Below are 14,730 nucleotides of genomic sequence, written 5' to 3'. Positions count from 1 at the left end.
CTGTTATTCAGATTTCCGTTCTTTTTTAGAGCGACAGACGGGGCTCGAACCCGCGACCCCGACCTTGGCAAGGTCGTACTCTACCAACTGAGCCACTGTCGCATTTGTTTATTTTGTCCACTCGGAACAAAAAATAATATACTACAGGAATTAGAAAAAGTCAATACTTTTTTAGGAAAATATTTTATCTGCTCTGGGAGAGCTGGAGAAAGAAAAAAGACACAGCATACAAAGCTGTGTCTTCTAAAAGAGCGACAGACGGGGCTCGAACCCGCGACCCCGACCTTGGCAAGGTCGTACTCTACCAACTGAGCCACTGTCGCATTTCTCTGTTCTGTTTTCTCAGAACAAAAATTACTATACTATATGTTTGGGGAAATGTCAACAACATTTTTGAAAAAATTATTTTTCTGGAGCACTGCCCTAAAGTGTGCTATACTTTACCCCATGAAACAAAAGAAGGGAGAGAAGGTATGAAGACACAAAAGACAATCAGGGCAGCACTCCTTGGGTTTGGAACAGTGGGAGGAGGCGTGTACAAGCTCCTCGTGAGAAGGAAAGACGAGCTGGCGGACAAGACAGGGGCATCCATGGAGATAGGCGCTGTCCTTGTCCACAATATCCATAAAAAGAGAGAGGGCGTGGATCCGGCTCTGCTGACGGACGATTTTGAGAAAATTGTAAATGATCCTTCCATCGCCATTGTGATCGAAGTCATGGGAGGCATAGAGCCGGCCAGGACCATGATCCTGCGGGCGCTGCAGTTCGGGAAAAATGTGGTGACGGCAAACAAGGATCTGATAGCGGTGCATGGCGGCGAGCTGTTGGCGGCAGCGAAGGAAAACGGTGTGGACCTTCTCTTTGAGGCGGCAGTGGCCGGCGGTATTCCTATCATCCGGCCTCTGAAGCAGTGCCTGGCAGGCAATGAGCTCTCCGATGTGGTGGGGATCGTCAATGGGACGACGAACTATATCCTGACCAAAATGTTTGAGGAGAACAAAGACTTTGATGAGGCCCTCGAGAGGGCGAAAGAGCTGGGGTATGCGGAGGCGGATCCAACGGCGGATATCGAGGGACTGGACGCAGGGCGGAAAGTGGCGATCCTGGCATCCACGGCCTTTCACTCTCCGGTAGTCTTTGACGATGTGTATACAGAGGGGATCACAAAGATCTCGTCCAGTGACATCAAGTACGCAAAGGAATTTGAATGTGTCATCAAACTGCTTGGAATCGCCAGGGAAAGACGGGGGCAGATGGAAGCCTACGTCTGCCCTATGCTCCTTCCCGAAGACCATCCTCTTGCCACGGTCAGAGGGTCGTTCAATGCGGTGTTTGTGCACGGCGATGCAGTGGATGATGTCATGTTCTACGGGCGCGGAGCCGGCGAATTCCCCACAGCCAGCGCAGTGGTCGGTGATGTTATTGATGTGATGAGGAACATGGAGTATGGCTGCATGGGAAGGATCGGGTGCGGGTGCTACCGAAGCGTGCCTGTGAAAAAATTCAGGGACGTGAAAAATAAATTCTTTATCCGTATGCAGGTGACCAACCGCCCCGGGGTGCTGGCGTCTATTGCGGGAGAGCTGGGAAGACACAAGGTGAGCATCTCCAAGGTGGTGCAGAAGGTGATCACCAAGGGAAGCGCAGAGCTGGTCATTGTCACAGAGGAGGTAAAAGAGTATCATATGAGTGAGGCTCTGGAGGACCTGAAAAGGCTGGAAGCAGTGCAGGAGGTCAGCAGCGTGATCCGCAGCTACTAGAAGCGGACGGGGTTAGAAGCGGACGGGGCTGGACAGAGTAGGGGGAAGTGTGTTACAATGAGCCGGTAAACAATAGAACAGACGAAGCAGAGTAGGAAGATGCGCGTTAAGTGCCGGATGGACGGGGAGTTGCCAGCCGGACGAAAAGCAAGAGTGCTTGCGGTGCATATTCCGCATCCCGCTGCTACACATAGACAGAAAATGCCTGCTTATGGGTAGCTTTAAGGACTACTTCGAAAGGAGGTATTTTTTATGAAAAAAATGAGACAGATGTTTGCGGACTCTCTCGGAGAGCTGCAGGATGTGAGAAAACTTTCGGTTATGGCTATGATGCTGGCCCTGGCTGTGGTGTTGGGCTTTTACGCCACTGTGCAGGTGGGGGATTTCCTGAAGATCGGCTTTGCCTTTATCCCCAATGAGCTGACAGGCATGCTTTTTGGGCCTGCGGCAGGAGGGCTGCTGGCCGCTCTGGCAGACATTGCCAAGTATCTTGTAAAGCCAGTGGGGGCCTTCTTCCCCGGATTTACAGTGAGTGCACTGCTGGGCGGCGTGATCTACGGGGTAGTGCTCTATAAAAGGCCTCTCAGCCTGAAGAGAGTCATTGTGGCCAACACGCTGGTGACGGTGTTTGTCAATCTGCTCCTGAATACATACTGGCTGACCGTGCTCTACGGCAGTGCTTTCGGGGCGCTTCTGCCGGCCAGGATCCTGAAGGAGGCCATTCTTCTTCCCATAGATATCCTGCTCTACTACGCCATTGCCAGAGTGCTGGGGCGTGCGAGAGCGTTTCATGGACTGCAGGGAGCTGCGAAATAGTGAAAGGATGATCGTATGCAGGAAAAACTCCCCCTTGGTTTTCTGTTTAAACAGATCAACAATGTATATGAAAAAGAGGTCAATAACAGCCTGCGCACTCTTGGGATCACAGCGTCCCAGTGTGCGGTGCTGGATTATCTGTTCCACAGCCGGAAGGAGGAAATCAACCAGAAGGATGTGGAGCGTGCCCTCAGCCTGAAAAATCCGACTGTGACAGGACTGCTGAAGCGGCTGGACGAGAAGGGGTATATCCTCATCGTTCCAAGTACAAAAGACAAGCGCTGCAAAAATATTTATCTGACAGAGAAAGCCTACGATATCCGCAGAAGGATGGAAGCAGACCGCAAAAAGGTCGATAAGAGGCTGACTATCGGCATGACAAAAAAAGAAGTGCAGGCATTGCGAAAGATGCTGGACAAAGTGCTCTATAATGTGGCTGATCCTTAGGGGATGCAGCCACTTTTTTATTGCCCGGAATGAAGGGCCCCCGGGACGTGTGGATTCTTCTGAAAAGAGGTGAATGAGAAAACTTATCAACAAAGATATTGAAAACCATTTTCAACTGTGCTATAGTAACAAAAAGCAAATGATAATCAATTTCAAAAAAGGAGGAACCAATGCCAGTTGAAGTGATCTCATATCTCTTATCAGAAAGTGACAGGGAGAGAAAGCTCCAGTCACAGCTTGTATTGCAGTGCGCCCCTTTTCTGAAGGGGATCAAGGCCTCTGCCATTACAAATCTGCCCGCACATGACGGAAAGATGCTGAAAAAACTACTGGCGGGGACGGGGATATCTTACAAGGTGCTTGCTGTAAGAAAAGACAGATGCCTTGTATTCCTGTACAGGAAGGTCAGTTTTGAACGGCATATAAGCCGCAGGGAAAATGTGGATTTTCTTGCGGATTTTGGATACCGGGAGGGATCTGCTGAAAAACTGCTGGAGAGACTGGCAGACAGGATCGGCATGTATGCCGGACAGGAGACGGTCTTTCCTCACGAGATCGGCGTTTTCCTGGATTACCCTCTGGCCGATGTGGAAGGTTTTATCCGAAATGACGGAAAAGATTATCTGCTGTCAGGTTACTGGAAAGTGTATCACGATCCGGACGGGGCGCAGGCATTGTTCCGGGCCTATGATCATGCCAGGGACTGTGCGGTGCGGGAGCTTCTCCAGGGGAGAAAGATGCGTGAGATTGCCGTACAGGCAGCCTGATTTATTTCTGAAAAAAAGGAGGATACAAGAATATGAGCATAGCAGTTGTATATTGGAGTGGAACAGGAAACACACAGGCCATGGCGGAGGCTGTTGCCAGAGGGATTGTGAAAGGCGGAGCAGAGGCTGAGCTTCTGCCAGTCGACCAGGCAGATCCGGCAAAGATAGCGGCAGAGGATGCATTTGCCCTGGGATGCCCTTCTATGGGGGCGGAAGAGCTGGAAGAACTGGAGATGGAGCCTTTTGTACAGGCCTTAGAGGGACTGGTTTCCGGGAAGAAGATCCTTCTCTTTGGTTCCTACGGCTGGGGTGACGGCGAATGGATGCGCACCTGGGAAGACAGGATGAAAGCAGCCGGAGCAGAGCTTGTCGGCGGACAGGGTGTGATCGCAAACGAGGCGCCTGATAAGGAGGCGCTGGAGGCCTGCGAAAAAGCCGGGGAAACTCTGGCGAACGCGGCACAATAACGGCACTCAGAATGGAAGAGGCACCCATAACCGGGAGAAAGGAGCGCGGGCATGAGCGTTGTCATCATAGGCGGAAATGAGCGGATGGAATGTCAGTACAAAGAGATATGCAGGAAATATAAATGTAAGGCAAAGGTGTTTACAAGGATGGCCGGCAATCTGAAGACACAGATCGGGCAGCCGGATCTGATCATCCTGTTCACGTCCACTGTGGCGCACAAGATGGTCCACTGTGCCCTCAAAGAAGCAGAGCGTTATGATGTGCGGGTGGAGAGATCACACAGCAGCAGCGCCAGCGCCCTGGATGGCATTCTGAAAGAGTGCTTCGGCTAGTTAAGGATCTGGCGCAGGGAACCAATGGTTGAACAAGAAGTCCTGAACTGCTATAATATTCATAGCGCCCGAAAAAAAGTAGCCTGGCAAACAGGCGAAAAAATCAGGGCAGATAACGGAGGATGATATGAGTTACGCAGATCAGGTATTTATTCATATGTGCCGGGATATCATAGACAACGGCACCAGCACGGAAGGGGAGAAGGTGCGCCCCGTGTGGGAGGACGGAACACCGGCTTACACAGTCAAGAAGTTTGGCGTGGTAAACAGATATGACCTGTCAAAGGAGTTCCCGGCTCTCACCCTTCGCCGGACAGCCATCAAGAGCTGCACGGACGAGCTTTTGTGGATCTGGCAGAGAAAATCCAACAATATCCACGATCTCCACTCCCACATCTGGGACAGCTGGGCTGACGAGAACGGGTCTATCGGGAAAGCCTACGGCTATCAGATGCAGGTGAAACATCAGTATAAGGAGGGGATGATGGACCAGGTGGACCGGGTGATCTATGACCTGAAACACAACCCATACAGCAGGCGCATCATGACAAACATGTACGTGCATCAGGATCTCCATGAGATGGGTCTTTATCCATGTGCCTACAGCATGACCTTCAACGTGACCAAGGAAAAGGACAGTAACAGACTCACGCTGAACGGGATTCTGAACCAGCGCTCCCAGGATGTGCTGACGGCAAACAACTGGAATGTGTGCCAGTATGCAGTGCTTCTGCATATGCTGGCTCAGGTCTGTGATATGCAGGTGGGAGAGCTGGTTCACGTGATCGCAGACGCCCACATTTACGACCGCCACATCCCCATGGTGGAGGAACTGATCGCCAGGGAACCCCTTCCGGCGCCCGGATTCTGGCTCAATCCGGAGGTCAAAGACTTCTACGACTTTACACCGGAGGATGTGAAGCTCATCGATTATCAGACACATGAGCAGATCAAAAATATACCGGTGGCTATCTAAAACAGGGGAGAAAATAGGGAGGATGCTATGAATCTGATCGTAAATGTAGATAAAAACTGGGCCATTGGCAAGGATAACAAACTCCTTGTCAGCATTCCCCAGGATATGAAATTTTTTCGGGAGACAACCACAGGAAAAATAGTGGTCATGGGGAGAAAGACGCTGGAGAGCTTTCCGGGAGGGCAGCCCCTGAAGAACCGGACCAACATTGTGCTCACCACAGATCCCGACTATAAGGCGGGGGATGCTGTCATCGTCCACTCTATGGAAGAGCTTATGGAAGAACTGAAAAAATATGCCAGGAAGGATATTTTTGTCATCGGAGGGGAGAGCATCTACAGAAGCCTTCTTCCATGGTGCAGGAAGGCCTATGTGACCAGGACGGATCATGCCTATGACGCGGATACATGGTTCCCGGATCTGGATGTGGACCCGGAGTGGAAGATGACCAAGACAAGTGACGAGCAGACCTATTTTGATCTGGAGTATTATTTTACTGTCTATGAAAGGATCGCCGGGGGAAAATGAGGATCTTGAGCGTTACCGCACAGAAGCCGGACAGTACCGGAAGCGGGGTCTATCTTACAGAGGTGGTGCGGGAGCTGGGCCGCGAGGGACATGTGCAGGCGGTCCTTGCCGGGGTATACCGGGAAGATGAGGTCCGCCTTCCCGGAGGCGTGGACTTCTTTCCTGTATACTTCCGGTCAGAGGAACTGCCCTTTGCCATCCCCGGGATGTCTGACAAGATGCCCTACGAGAGCACGGTCTACAGTACTATGGATGACCGGATGGTCCGCGTCTATATGGAGGTTTTCCGCCGTAAGATCAAAGAAGCGGTGGAGTCTTTTCATCCGGATCTGATCCTTTGCCATCATCTGTACCTTGTCACAGCCCTTGTGCGGGACTGTGCGCGTGAGATTCCTGTATACGGTTTCTGTCACAACACGGATCTGCGGCAGATGAAAAAACATGATCTCCAGAGAGATTTTATCTGTGAGCACATGAGAGAGCTGGACGGCATTTTTGCCCTCCACCAGGCGCAGAAAGAAGAGATCCTGGAGATGTACAAAGTGGAGGAGAGCCGGGTGCACATAGCGGGAACAGGCTACAATGACCGCATTTTTTTCAGGAAAGCAGACAGAGCAATGGAAGAAGAAAAGGCGAATGATGGCGGGACATCACACCCTGTTCGCATTGCGTTTGCGGGGAAGGTGAGCCAGGAAAAGGGAGTGGCAAGCCTGATCCGCAGCCTGGCCCTGGTGGAGACAGGAGGAAGAGAGCTGCAGCTTACGCTGGCCGGAGGGAATGGAGACGAGGGTGAGCTGGGCAGGATACGCACTCTGGCGGAGGCGTGTCCCTGTCCGGTCATTTTTGCCGGCAGGCTGCCCCAGGAAAAGCTGGCGGATGTGTACAATGAAAGCGATGTCTTTGTGCTGCCGTCTTTCTATGAGGGACTGCCCCTTACTGTCATGGAGGCGCTTGCCTGCGGCTGCAAGGTGGTGGTGACAGATCTGCCGGGGATCCGCCCCTTCATGGAAACCTATGTGTCTCACGCACCTGTCTTCTATGTAGAGCCTCCCCGGATGAGGCGGGGGGCCGAGCCCTGCCCGGAGGATCTGCCTGTCTTTGAGAGGAAGCTGGCAGAGAAGATCGGAGAAAGCATCTGCGCGGAGCAGGTGCACGGACCGGATCTGGACCGGATTTCATGGAAAGCAGTCTGCGGGAGAATCCTGGAGGCGGCAGCTGGCAGCGAAAGCGGCAAATCATTCAGAACAAATTGATCTGCATGGGCAGAGGAGAGGAGGACGGGCGTGTTTATCGACCTGCATATGCACGAGATGCGCAATTCCGGAGACAGCTTTCTTGCACTGGAGGAAATCGTTGAGATTGCGAAGAAAAAAGGATTGGATGCTATCTGTATTACGGATCACGACAACATGGATATACGGGAATTTGCAAGGGAGTATTCCCGGAAGATCGGCTTCCCCATTTTCGTGGGGATCGAGTTTTACTCCCTGCAGGGGGATATCATCGCCTACGGCATCGATGACTATCCAAGAGAGCGGATCAGCGCCCAGGCATTTATCGACCTTGTCAGGGAACAGGGCGGAGTCTGTTACAGCGCCCACCCTTTCCGCAACAACAGGAGGGGGATGGAGGAGCATCTGGACGAGGTGACAGGCCTGTCCGGCATCGAGGTGCTGAACGGCAGCACCCACCGGGATGCCTGTCTGACAGCGGCATCCTACGCAAAAAAGCTGAACCTGATACCTGTGGGAGCCAGCGACTGCCATGTGCCGGAGAAGGTGGGAGTCTGCGCCACGTATTTCCCCATGGAAATCCGGTCTGAGGAGGATCTTGTACAGGCTTTTAAGACCGGCGGCATGAAGCCGGCTTACTATGAGAACGGGGCGTACCACATCGTGGATATGGATGCCCCGGAGGCAGACTTTCCGGATGAAGTGTGGATGAAAAAAGAATAAAAAAGTCAGTTGACAATTGACAGGTATATCAACTATAATAAGAGAAATTATCTGAATAAATGCAATGACAAGGAGGAGTACATAGATACCGGAAGCCAAGAGAGAAGATGGATGGTGGAAATCTTCGTGATGGATGTATGGAAGTAGCCTTCGAGCAGTGGACCGAACCCGGGCAGAATGTTCTGTGTAACTGCAGTATACAGAGTCCCCCGGCAGTAGACTCCAACGGTATTCCCCCGTTATGGGAAACAGTATCGGAGCGCTGTATGCTTATGTGTGCAGAGAGGTTCCCGTACTGACAGAGTGCAGAGGTACAGATCTCTGAATTTAGGTGGTAACACGGATGAATATTCGCCCTAAGCTTTATGGCTTAGGGTTTCTTTATTCTCTAACCCGTGTTTATGACGGTCATTAAGGAGGTAAAGTATGAAGAAAATTTCTGGAAACAAACTGCTTGTAAAAGCGCTGAAGGAGGAGGGGGTAGACACCATCTTTGGCTACCCCGGCGCCTGTACTATTGATATCAGCGATGAGCTCTATAAACAGGATTACACCAAGGTGATCCTGCCGCGGCAGGAAGTGGCTCTTGTTCATGAGGCGGATGCCTATGCCCGCTCCACCGGAAAAGTAGGGGTCTGTCTGGTGACCAGCGGACCTGGCGCCACCAACCTGGTGACAGGTCTTGCCACGGCCAACTATGACAGTGTCCCCCTTGTGTGTTTTACCGGACAGGTGGCAAGGCATCTCATAGGAAATGACGCCTTCCAGGAAGTTGACATTGTAGGCATTACAAGGAGCATCACAAAGTACGGTGTCACTGTGCGCGACAGAGAAGATCTGGGACGGATCATCAAAGAGGCCTTCTACATTGCCAGAACAGGACGCCCGGGCCCGGTGCTTGTGGATCTACCAAAAGATGTGATGGGAGAGCTGGGCAGCGCCGAGTATCCCGCCACAGTGAATATAAGAGGCTACAAGCCGAATACCCATGTGCACATTGGGCAGCTCAAGAGGGCCATCAAAATGCTCTCCAAGGCGGAGAGACCTCTCTTCCTGGCAGGAGGCGGCGTCAACATCGCCCATGCGGGGGAGGCCTTCACAGAGCTGGTGGAGAAGACCAGTGTTCCTGTCGTGACTACGGTCATGGGGAGGGGCGCCATCCCCACAAATCATCCGCTTTTTGTGGGAAACCTTGGCATGCACGGAGCCTATGCAGCCAACATGGCAGTAAATGAGTGTGATCTTCTCTTCTCCATTGGAACAAGATTTAACGACAGGATCACAGGAAAACTCCACTCCTTTGCGCCCAAGGCTAAAATCGTGCATATTGATATAGATACATCCGCCATCTCCAGAAATGTACAGGTTGACATTCCCATTGTGGCTGACGCCAAGGAGGCTGTGGATAAGATGCTGGAGTACGTGGAGCCCTGCCAGACGGAAGACTGGCAGAAGGCGATCAGCGGGTGGAAGGAGGAGCATCCTCTGACTATGAAGAAAAAACCTGTGATGACGCCCAAGGATATCCTGGATGTCATCAATGAGATGTTCGAGGAAGCGATCGTCGTGACGGACGTGGGACAGCACCAGATGTTTACTTCTCAGTTTCTGGAGATGACCCCGAAGAAACAGCTCCTTATGTCCGGCGGACTGGGGACCATGGGGTATGGCCTTCCCGGAGCGATTGGCGCCAAGATCGGCAATCCGGACAAAACCGTGATTTCCATATCCGGTGACGGCGGCATGCAGATGAATATTCAGGAGATAGCCACGGCTGTGCTGGAGGAACTTCCTATTATAAGCTGTGTGTTCAACAACAGCGTGCTGGGCATGGTTCGCCAGTGGCAGAAGCTCTTCTACGGCAAGCGCTATTCCATGACATGCCTGCGGTCCGGGGCAGCCTGCCGGGGAAAATGCGGCGAGGTGGAGTGTCCGCCCTACACGCCTGATTTTGTGAAGCTGGCGGAGAGCTACGGGGCCAAAGGCATCCGGGTGACGAAGAAAGAAGAGATCCGCCCTGCTTTCGAAGAGGCGGCCAGGAGCAAAAAGACCCCCTATATCATTGAGTTCCTCATTGACCCGGAGGATCTGGTGTACCCCATGATCCAGCCCGGCGGCACATTAAAAGAAATGATCATGGACTGCTAGAAAGGAGAGAAGGAATATGAGCAACGGAATGAAGAAAAGATGGATATCCCTGTATGTGGAGAATCAGGTAGGTGTTCTCTCCAAGATCTCAGGACTTTTCTCTGGAAAGTCCTACAACATGGACAGCCTCACTGTGGGGACAACGGAAGACCCCACGGTGTCCAGGATGACCATCGCCACAGTCAGCGACGACGAGACCTTTGAGCAGATCAAAAAACAGCTCAACCGACTGGTGGAGGTCATCAAGGTCATCGATTTTACAGACATTTTTGTCCGAATGAAGGAGATCCTGTACGTGAAGGTGAAAAACTGCAGCGCTGAGGACAAGGTGGAGGCTTTTCAGATCGCGGAGACCTTCAAGGCCAAGGTCATTGACTACGGAAAAGACAGCCTTCTTCTGGAATTTGTGCAGACGGCCACCAAAAATGATGCGGTGATCAAGCTCATGAAGGAGGAGTTCAAGAGCATTGAAGTAGTGCGCGGTGGAAGCGTGGGGATCGAGTCCATCAGCATGATGGAGAGGTAGTCAGTGGAGACGGTCAGCGGACGGCGGGAAGCTGCCTCTCAAATTGATGACAAAAAAACAGAGCGCACTCTTGAATTTTGCGGATGACCGTACTATAATGAAAAAAGATCAAGAAGATAAGCATTGACCAATAAAACACAGAACGGGGGAATAATCCATGGAAAAAAAGAATATCGACTGGTCTAATCTTGGATTTGCTTACATGCAGACCGATAAGAGATACGTTTCCAATTATAAGGATGGAGCATGGGATGAAGGTACACTGACATCTGACGCTAATATCGTGCTCAACGAATGTGCCTGTGTTCTTCAGTACGCGCAGACATGTTTCGAGGGACTGAAAGCCTACACGACGGAGGATGGACACATCGTTACTTTCCGCCCGGATCTGAATGCACAGAGAATGGTTGCTTCTGCTAAGAGACTGGAGATGCCGGCATTTCCGGAGGATCGCTTTGTGGATGCGGTCCACAAGGTAGTGGAAGCGAATGCAGCCTATGTTCCGCCGTATGGCTCAGGGGCTACGCTCTATATCCGGCCGTACATGTTCGGTTCCAACTCTGTTATCGGCGTAAAACCGGCAGAGGAGTACCAGTTCCGTGTATTCACCACACCGGTAGGCCCCTACTTCAAGGGCGGCGCTAAGCCGATCACTATCCGGGTATGTGACTACGACAGGGCAGCTCCCCATGGCACAGGTCATGTAAAGGCAGGTCTGAACTACGCCATGAGCCTGTACGCTATCGTTGACGCCCATGAGAAGGGATTTGACGAGAACATGTACCTTGATTCCGCCACAAGGACCAAGGTGGAGGAGACAGGAGGAGCCAACTTCCTCTTTGTGACAAAAGACAATACAGTGGTCACACCTAAGTCCCCCACGATCCTGCCTTCCATCACAAGACGTTCTCTTCTCTATGTGGCTGAGCACTACCTTGGACTGAAGACAGAGGAGAGGGAAGTCTACATGGATGAGGTGAAAGATTTTGCAGAGTGCGGTCTGTGCGGTACAGCGGCAGTCATCTCTCCGGTTGGAAAGATCGTGGATCACGACAAGGAGATCTGCTTCCCCAGCGGTATGGAGAAGATGGGCCCCACGATCCAGAAGCTGTACGATACACTGACAGGCATCCAGATGGGACACATTGAGGCCCCGGAAGGCTGGATCCACAAGATCTGCTAAGAGATTTCCTGAAAGATAATACGGATAATAAAAAACACTGTGAAGACGTAAGTCTTGCGCAGTGTTTTTTTGAATTACTTAATATCCCTCTTCCGAAAGTTGGCTGCCCCGACAAGAGTGGGCACAAGCAGGAAGCAAACTCCCACCAGGGCGGCTCGCAGGAGCGTATTCCTGTCAGGATTCTGGGTGAGGGCTGTCATGCACATGTCCGGCAGGTAGTCTGACAGGGTGACTGTCCTGCCGAGAAAATGGTGGATAAGCATCTCCCCTAAGGTGACCACGAGGGAAGTGAATTCCAGAAAGCAGATGTTGGCAGCCAGAGAGCCCCCGTTTTGCCGGATCAGAAAACTGAACATGACAAAGAGGGACACGTAGGAGGCGCCCAGAAGCAGTTCCAGAGCTCCTTTCAGCAGCAGCTGGGAAGCATAGGAGCCGGATACATCCCCAAAGCCCCAGAGAGCCGTGGCGGTCATGGTGGCAGCCAGGACAAACACCAGGGTGAAGAGGACGGAGGCCAGGATGCCTACAAACAGTTTGGACAGGTAGATCTTCAGTCGGCTGTAATTTCGGGAGGCGATGATCTTGACAGTCCCGTTGTTGAATTCGCTCCCGACAAAGAGCGAGATGAGGACAGCCATAAGCAGCGTGGTGTTTCCCGCAAAGAAGGTCAGCAGCTGGCCGGAGGCGCTGAGCTGGTCGTGGCCTGTGGGAATGCCTTCCACGGACACATTCATGCCCGCGTCGTCGAGGGCGGCCTGCTCCTGTGTGAGCTGGGCTTCCATGGAGTCCCCGGCCAGCTTGTAGGTGAAGTCCAGCAGATAGACAGTGCCGACAGCCAGGAGGATGTTGATGAACAGCAGTATCCAGAAATACTTTGCCTTTCTCAGTTTAAAAATGTCGCTTCTTATTAAATTTAACATGCCTGTTTCCCTCCGATCCTGCTTAAAAAGTAGTCTTCCAGATCAATGTCCTGGCGGCCGGTCCCCGCGCACCTGCGCCACAGATCCTCCTCTGTGAACTCCTCGATCAGCTTCCCGTGGTGGATGATGCCGTAGCGGGTGGCAAATTTGGACAGTTCTCCAAGGATGTGGCTGGATACGAGGACTGTGATGCCTTTTTCCTGGTTCAGCTTCAAGATCAGGTCCCGGACCTCCTTCATGCCCTCCGGGTCCAGGCCGTTGGTGGGCTCATCCAGGATGAGGAGCTCCGGGTCCCCTATGAGTGCGATGGCGATGGCCAGGCGCTGTTTCATGCCGAGCGAGAAGTTCCTGCACTTTTTCTTCCCTGTATGAGTCAGACCGACCAGCTCGAGCAGGTCCTCTGTGTGGGAGAAATCGTGGAGCCCCTGGAGCTTGGAGAAAGCGACGATGTTCTCCCGGGCGGTCATGCCGGGATAGAAGGCCGGCGCCTCGATGACTGTGCCGATCCTGCGGCGCCCCTCCAGGAGACTGCCACTCCCGAAGAGCTGGATGCTGCCGTCGCTGGGGGCGGCAAGGCCGGTCACCATGCGGATGAGAGTTGTCTTTCCGGCTCCGTTTTTTCCGATAAATCCGTAGATGTCCCCCTTATATATGGTCATGGACAGATTTTCTACAACGGCTCGGTGGCCGTAGCGTTTTGTGAGGTGGTTTGTCTTTAAGATCACTTGTTCCATGTGTGTGCCTCCTTTGCAGATTTGTATTAATGTATTACTTACATAGTACAATAATATGACAAGGCGAATGAAATGTCAAGCATGGCTTGCCTTTTTTTTCGTATGCAGTTAAACTTAGTTCTGGATAAAGACGGCTCTGTAGAGGGCAGGCCGCCGCTTCGCAGGGAGATAGGATACGTTTATGACAGATCAATATGGAAGATCGATCAACTATATGAGAATTTCGGTGACGGACCGCTGCAATCTTCGCTGTGTCTACTGCATGCCGGCGGAGGGAGTAGAGCAGATTTCCCACAGTGAGATCCTCACCTACCAGGAGATCACGCGCATTGCCCGGATTGCCGCCGGGCTGGGGATCACAAGGATCAAGCTGACAGGAGGGGAACCTCTTGTGAGAAGGGAGCTGCACAGTCTGGTGTCCATGCTGACGGCGCTGGATCAGGTGGAGGAGGTGACGCTGACCACCAATGGGATCCTTCTGGGAGAGCAGATTGCACAGCTGGCGGCAGCAGGAATCCAGGCTGTGAACGTCAGCCTGGATACGCTGGACCGGGAACAGTACCGTGCTATTACAAGGCGAGACGGGCTGGAGAAGGTACTTGCCAGCCTGGAGAAAATGAAAGAATTTCCCCAGATACGGGTAAAGCTCAACTGTGTGCCCCTTGCGGGAGACAGCCAGGAGCAGTGGTGCAGCCTGGCAAAGCTTGCAAAAGACCGGGAGATCGATGTGCGTTTTATCGAGATGATGCCGGTGGGCCTGGGGAAAAATTTCCCTTTGTGCAGCCAGGAGGAGGTACTTCGGAGCCTGCGGGATACATTTGGATCGGAAAAGAAGGCAGACAGCAGGGAGGCTCCGGCGGGGAATGGCCCTGCCTCTTACGTGACCTTTGAGGGATTCCGGGGAAGGATCGGGTTTATCAGCGCCCTTTCTCACAAGTTCTGCGGCGAGTGCAACCGGGTCAGGCTGAGTGCGGAGGGGTTTTTAAAGCCCTGTCTTCAGTACGCGGAAGGGACAGATCTGCGGCGGCTCCTGCGGCAGGGGGCGTCTGACCAGGAGATCCGATCGGCGATCCGGCAGACGGTCTGGGAGAAGCCGGCCTGCCACCAGTTTGGCCGGGCCGCGGAAGAGGGAACAGAGCAGAAGAATATGAACAGGATCGGAGGATGAGA

16 protein-coding genes, 2 tRNA genes, 1 riboswitch and 1 other annotated feature are annotated in these 14,730 nt (G+C 52.6%); of the genes, 14 read left to right on the top strand and 4 right to left on the bottom strand.

All coding sequences use genetic code 11. The features are described from left to right. Positions 1-29 precede the first annotated feature (29 nt). Both INF30_RS11420 and INF30_RS11415 read right to left on the bottom strand, forming a co-directional pair. Positions 30-102: transfer RNA gene (locus tag INF30_RS11420), tRNA-Gly, on the bottom strand. Between the two features lie 148 nt (positions 103-250). Next, positions 251-323: transfer RNA gene (locus INF30_RS11415), tRNA-Gly, on the bottom strand. A 150-nt stretch (positions 324-473) separates the two neighbouring features. Here INF30_RS11415 and INF30_RS11410 point away from each other — a divergent pair. The 13 genes from INF30_RS11410 (at position 474) to INF30_RS11350 (ending at position 11,906) form a co-directional block, all read left to right on the top strand. Next, a complete protein-coding gene (locus tag INF30_RS11410; RefSeq protein WP_226395259.1) occupies positions 474-1,760 on the top strand; it encodes a homoserine dehydrogenase in 1,287 nt (428 codons plus the stop codon). A gap of 85 nt (positions 1,761-1,845) precedes the next feature. Further along, positions 1,846-1,946, top strand: a riboswitch (THF riboswitch). A gap of 66 nt (positions 1,947-2,012) precedes the next feature. Beyond that, on the top strand, positions 2,013-2,576 hold the full coding sequence (locus INF30_RS11405; RefSeq protein ID WP_076777101.1) for a folate family ECF transporter S component: 564 nt from the start codon (positions 2,013-2,015) through the stop codon (positions 2,574-2,576). 15 nt (positions 2,577-2,591) lie between these two features. Next, the gene (locus INF30_RS11400) at positions 2,592-3,023 is read left to right on the top strand and encodes a MarR family winged helix-turn-helix transcriptional regulator (RefSeq protein WP_033126619.1); all 432 of its coding nucleotides are present in this window, start codon (positions 2,592-2,594) and stop codon (positions 3,021-3,023) included. A gap of 170 nt (positions 3,024-3,193) precedes the next feature. Further along, positions 3,194-3,790 carry a DUF3793 family protein gene (locus tag INF30_RS11395; protein ID WP_226395258.1) on the top strand — a complete coding sequence of 199 codons (597 nt, stop codon included), beginning with the start codon at positions 3,194-3,196 and terminating at the stop codon, positions 3,788-3,790. A 32-nt stretch (positions 3,791-3,822) separates the two neighbouring features. After that, positions 3,823-4,257 (top strand): flavodoxin, encoded by a 435-nt coding sequence (locus INF30_RS11390; protein ID WP_226395257.1) that lies wholly within the window; start codon positions 3,823-3,825, stop codon positions 4,255-4,257. Positions 4,258-4,308: 51 nt separating this feature from the next. Beyond that, a complete protein-coding gene (locus tag INF30_RS11385) occupies positions 4,309-4,590 on the top strand; it encodes a DUF2325 domain-containing protein (protein WP_076777107.1) in 282 nt (93 codons plus the stop codon). A gap of 127 nt (positions 4,591-4,717) precedes the next feature. Beyond that, positions 4,718-5,566 (top strand): thymidylate synthase, encoded by an 849-nt coding sequence (thyA, locus tag INF30_RS11380; RefSeq protein WP_226395256.1) that lies wholly within the window; start codon positions 4,718-4,720, stop codon positions 5,564-5,566. 27 nt (positions 5,567-5,593) lie between these two features. After that, positions 5,594-6,094, top strand: a complete 501-nt coding sequence (locus INF30_RS11375; RefSeq protein ID WP_076777111.1) for a dihydrofolate reductase — start codon at positions 5,594-5,596, stop codon at positions 6,092-6,094. Then, positions 6,091-7,347 (top strand): glycosyltransferase family 4 protein, encoded by a 1,257-nt coding sequence (locus INF30_RS11370; RefSeq protein ID WP_226395255.1) that lies wholly within the window; start codon positions 6,091-6,093, stop codon positions 7,345-7,347. Before INF30_RS11375 ends, INF30_RS11370 begins: the two co-directional genes overlap by 4 nt. A gap of 30 nt (positions 7,348-7,377) precedes the next feature. Further along, entirely contained in the window at positions 7,378-8,049 is a 672-nt protein-coding gene (locus INF30_RS11365; RefSeq protein WP_226395254.1) for a PHP-associated domain-containing protein, read from the top strand. 55 nt (positions 8,050-8,104) lie between these two features. Then, positions 8,105-8,411, top strand: a binding site (T-box leader). A gap of 64 nt (positions 8,412-8,475) precedes the next feature. After that, the gene (ilvB, locus tag INF30_RS11360; RefSeq protein ID WP_226395253.1) at positions 8,476-10,197 is read left to right on the top strand and encodes a biosynthetic-type acetolactate synthase large subunit; all 1,722 of its coding nucleotides are present in this window, start codon (positions 8,476-8,478) and stop codon (positions 10,195-10,197) included. A 16-nt stretch (positions 10,198-10,213) separates the two neighbouring features. Beyond that, positions 10,214-10,723, top strand: coding sequence for an acetolactate synthase small subunit (gene ilvN / locus INF30_RS11355; protein ID WP_076777120.1), 510 nt, complete (start codon positions 10,214-10,216; stop codon positions 10,721-10,723). A 157-nt stretch (positions 10,724-10,880) separates the two neighbouring features. Next, positions 10,881-11,906 carry a branched-chain amino acid aminotransferase gene (locus INF30_RS11350; protein ID WP_076777122.1) on the top strand — a complete coding sequence of 342 codons (1,026 nt, stop codon included), beginning with the start codon at positions 10,881-10,883 and terminating at the stop codon, positions 11,904-11,906. A gap of 74 nt (positions 11,907-11,980) precedes the next feature. On the opposite strand, the gene INF30_RS11345 is transcribed toward INF30_RS11350, so the two are convergent. Continuing rightward, positions 11,981-12,826 (bottom strand): ABC transporter permease subunit, encoded by an 846-nt coding sequence (locus INF30_RS11345; RefSeq protein WP_226395252.1) that lies wholly within the window; start codon positions 12,824-12,826, stop codon positions 11,981-11,983. Continuing rightward, entirely contained in the window at positions 12,820-13,560 is a 741-nt protein-coding gene (locus INF30_RS11340) for an ABC transporter ATP-binding protein (RefSeq protein WP_226395251.1), read from the bottom strand. The genes INF30_RS11345 and INF30_RS11340 overlap by 7 nt, the downstream gene beginning before the upstream one ends. A gap of 181 nt (positions 13,561-13,741) precedes the next feature. Between INF30_RS11340 and moaA the strand changes: the two genes are divergently transcribed. Next, the gene (moaA, locus tag INF30_RS11335) at positions 13,742-14,728 is read left to right on the top strand and encodes a GTP 3',8-cyclase MoaA (RefSeq protein ID WP_226395250.1); all 987 of its coding nucleotides are present in this window, start codon (positions 13,742-13,744) and stop codon (positions 14,726-14,728) included. Positions 14,729-14,730 lie beyond the last annotated feature (2 nt).

The sequence above is a fragment of the Claveliimonas monacensis genome (assembly GCF_014982975.1).
Lineage (GTDB): Bacteria > Bacillota > Clostridia > Lachnospirales > Lachnospiraceae > Claveliimonas > Claveliimonas monacensis.
The sequence above is the reverse complement of the archived record's forward strand: the minus strand, read 5'-3'. Positions and strand labels throughout refer to the sequence as shown.

Excerpts from the sequence above, each read along its gene's own strand:
- INF30_RS11410 (WP_226395259.1), top strand. The coding sequence starts at position 474 with ATGAAGACACAAAAGACAATCAGGGCAGCACTCCTTGGGTTTGGAACA.
- INF30_RS11405 (WP_076777101.1), top strand. The coding sequence starts at position 2,013 with ATGAAAAAAATGAGACAGATGTTTGCGGACTCTCTCGGAGAGCTGCAG.
- INF30_RS11400 (WP_033126619.1), top strand. The coding sequence starts at position 2,592 with ATGCAGGAAAAACTCCCCCTTGGTTTTCTGTTTAAACAGATCAACAAT.
- INF30_RS11395 (WP_226395258.1), top strand. The coding sequence starts at position 3,194 with ATGCCAGTTGAAGTGATCTCATATCTCTTATCAGAAAGTGACAGGGAG.
- INF30_RS11390 (WP_226395257.1), top strand. The coding sequence starts at position 3,823 with ATGAGCATAGCAGTTGTATATTGGAGTGGAACAGGAAACACACAGGCC.
- INF30_RS11385 (WP_076777107.1), top strand. The coding sequence starts at position 4,309 with ATGAGCGTTGTCATCATAGGCGGAAATGAGCGGATGGAATGTCAGTAC.
- thyA (WP_226395256.1), top strand. The coding sequence starts at position 4,718 with ATGAGTTACGCAGATCAGGTATTTATTCATATGTGCCGGGATATCATA.
- INF30_RS11375 (WP_076777111.1), top strand. The coding sequence starts at position 5,594 with ATGAATCTGATCGTAAATGTAGATAAAAACTGGGCCATTGGCAAGGAT.
- INF30_RS11370 (WP_226395255.1), top strand. The coding sequence starts at position 6,091 with ATGAGGATCTTGAGCGTTACCGCACAGAAGCCGGACAGTACCGGAAGC.
- ilvB (WP_226395253.1), top strand. The coding sequence starts at position 8,476 with ATGAAGAAAATTTCTGGAAACAAACTGCTTGTAAAAGCGCTGAAGGAG.
- ilvN (WP_076777120.1), top strand. The coding sequence starts at position 10,214 with ATGAGCAACGGAATGAAGAAAAGATGGATATCCCTGTATGTGGAGAAT.
- INF30_RS11350 (WP_076777122.1), top strand. The coding sequence starts at position 10,881 with ATGGAAAAAAAGAATATCGACTGGTCTAATCTTGGATTTGCTTACATG.
- INF30_RS11345 (WP_226395252.1), bottom strand. The coding sequence starts at position 12,826 with ATGTTAAATTTAATAAGAAGCGACATTTTTAAACTGAGAAAGGCAAAG.
- INF30_RS11340 (WP_226395251.1), bottom strand. The coding sequence starts at position 13,560 with ATGGAACAAGTGATCTTAAAGACAAACCACCTCACAAAACGCTACGGC.
- moaA (WP_226395250.1), top strand. The coding sequence starts at position 13,742 with ATGACAGATCAATATGGAAGATCGATCAACTATATGAGAATTTCGGTG.